The organism is Sphingomonas silueang, from assembly GCF_040049155.1.
Classification (GTDB): domain Bacteria; phylum Pseudomonadota; class Alphaproteobacteria; order Sphingomonadales; family Sphingomonadaceae; genus Sphingomonas; species Sphingomonas silueang.
In genome coordinates this window covers 1-2,586 of sequence record NZ_JBDZDK010000074.1, presented here as the reverse complement: position 1 = coordinate 2,586, position 2,586 = coordinate 1, and the positions used below count along the sequence as shown (strand labels likewise).

Annotated in this window: 1 protein-coding gene; it reads right to left on the bottom strand. The window is 60.5% G+C overall.

Annotated features, from left to right (window positions below):
• Positions 1-73 precede the first annotated feature (73 nt).
• Positions 74-1,894: a reverse transcriptase domain-containing protein gene (locus ABLE43_RS23060; protein WP_231729953.1), complete on the bottom strand. Its 1,821-nt coding sequence runs from the start codon at positions 1,892-1,894 to the stop codon at positions 74-76.
• Between the last annotated feature and the right edge of the window lie 692 nt (positions 1,895-2,586).

Sequence of the window (2,586 nt, the reverse complement as noted above, 5' to 3'; positions counted from 1 at the left end):
TACCGTAGGGTAGGCAGGGTGGCGTCTACGAGAGAACACCCCACTGCCCCCCTCCGAACCGGACGTGCAACTTTCACTGCATCCGGCTCTCCGCTCCGGGCACTGTAGAACGAAAGTCCGGCAGCTTCCCTGCATGAAGGAGTTGATGACAGGGCGCGCAAAGCGGCCTCGTCTTCCGGGCCCGTTCGGCGTGAAGCCTCCGGAACACCGGCCCATCCCTCATGCGACGCACGGGGTTGCTGTGGTGAAGATGGAACGGTCCATCGGTGCCGCCACATGCGGAGCATGCTTGGGCGAGCACTCGGTCAGTCAGGTTGGTCCTGCTTAACCGAAGAGCTTCCGTGCGAGGCGTGTTGTCGACCGACGGCCAGAACACCGGCCTACGATCGAGTTCCGCCAGTCGCCAAACCGCGATCCTCCTCTCATCCCTCCCAACGCCGATACGCACTACGTACCTGCCCGGGCCAACCCTGAGGCGCCGGAGCGAAGCCATTAGGCTTGTCCGATGCTTGTGCGCGAGCGTCTTGAACAGACTACCGCGCCAGAGAAACTCGAGCTTGTTGAGTGCGCCTTTCACATCCACGGCCAAGGCATAGTAATTTGCAAAGCCGCGAAGTTCGGCGTTGTAGACCTTGACGATCTCCGCATCATCCATGTGAAGCAGGCCCGGACGGTGCACAGCCCGTCCCAAGTCGAACTGACCATAGCCGTGCCTCTGGCTGAACGATTGCACCTTGTCGCGCGGGACCAGCAACTGAATTTGATCCGTCACCGTCCGCTTGACTGCGACGATGCCCGTCCGTGCCCGTTGTTTGACGAGCCGGTCGGACGCCGTGCGAGTGCGCACGTCGTAGCCAAGGAACCTTGCTCCCTTCCGAGCCTCGCGGATCCCGCTTTTCAACGGGGACGTTCGGAGCTCAAGCTCGCTCGCGAGGAAGCCCTCGATGGCGGCCTTGATCTCTTCGGCCTCGGCCCGGCTGCCGATAACCCCCAGAAGGAAGTCGTCGGCGTACCGGACGTAGCGAAGGCGTCGAAAGTCTGGATCGAACGGGTCCGTCGCGGGTAGCTTGCGCATCGCCGCGAGCGTCTCCTTTATTCGGTCCAGCCATGGTTGGATTTCATCAACCTGCCCTTTGTCACGCAGCGCAGCCACGCGCTTCCGGGCGTACTCGGAACGGCGCTGAAGGTGCCTGTATTCCGCCGATTTGCGACGTTGGGCACCCTTGTCGAAGCCAGCGACGAGCCCTTCCACATAATGGTCAAGCTCGTGCAGGTAGACGTTCGCGAGCAGAGGCGAGACGATGCCTCCTTGCGGCGTGCCACTATAGGTTTCGTGGAAACGCTGCTGCTCCAGATACCCTGCCTTCAGCATCGCACTGATGAGAGCGGTAAACCGCCTATCATCAATGCGACGTTCAAGCAGGCTCAACAATTTCTCGTGAGAGATGTTGTCGAAGTATCCTTCGACATCGACTTCGATCAGCCACTTCACGCCCTTCCATGTCTTGCGGACATGGTCGAGCGCCGTGTGACACGACCGCCCCCGTCGAAAGCCGTGTGACCGATCAGAGAAGATCGGTTCATAGACTTCGTTCAGGATCATCCTGACCACTTCCTGCACCAGTCGGTCGGTTGCAGTCGGGATGCCGAGCGGTCTTGTTTTACCGTTGGTCTTGGGGATGTGGACGCGCCTGACCGGCTGCGGGCGATACGTGCCCGCCGAGAGTTGCGCGATCACCGCATCGATCCGGCTTTCGTCGAGATCGGTTACGGCCTCACGGTCGATGCCGGGGGTCTCTGCCCCACGGTTCTGTTGGATGCGGCCCAAAGCTTCCACCCACAAGGAGCGGGATAGCAGCAGTCGGAACACACCGTTCACACGTTTGCCGGTCAAGGCAATCGTTCCAAGTGATTCCAGCCTTTTCAAGGCGGCACAGGGTTGCATCAGCAGACCTCCGCCCTGGTTCGATGCTGGATCGAAGCTGCCGCACTTCCCCCGCTCGGTTGCGCTTTCGCTCGGGTCACCCCGAACTTATACGGCCGACCGTCCCTCACCGAGGCAAGGGCTGTCCCGGCAATTACGCCGGGTGTTCGGGTAATATTGCGGCTCCGCCGCCATACAGGTCGATAACTCGACCAGCTACAGGCGGTCCCGTAGTTACGCGTGAAAGGAGATAAGCTAACGGTCTTAGGTGGCCTTTTCATCTCTAGTCCTCCGAAGGAGGTCACGCCGACAAGGTTGGCCGGTCAAGTCGATGGTACGGACTTGGCCGCTTCTCGGGTCCGAGCTGGTAGAGTGGACCCGACGCGTCGGTGCGGGGTTTCAGTCGCTTTCCTCGCCGCCAAGGGTTTAGGCCGCGAGAGATTGGGCTTCACGCAGTGTAGCGTTCACCATAACCGTCTTGCCCTGACCCGTTGCTTCAATGCGACTATTCACTTTGGGCCTTTTCCGAGCATGCTATGGTCCCGTTCTCCTTTCGAAGTTTCAGCCCGAGGGCACCGGTAAGCTCGGTGGGCAGATGCCATTGCCAACAAGCATCACGTCATCAGACGCACTCCTTTCTCGCGCCACAACGGCGCACACCA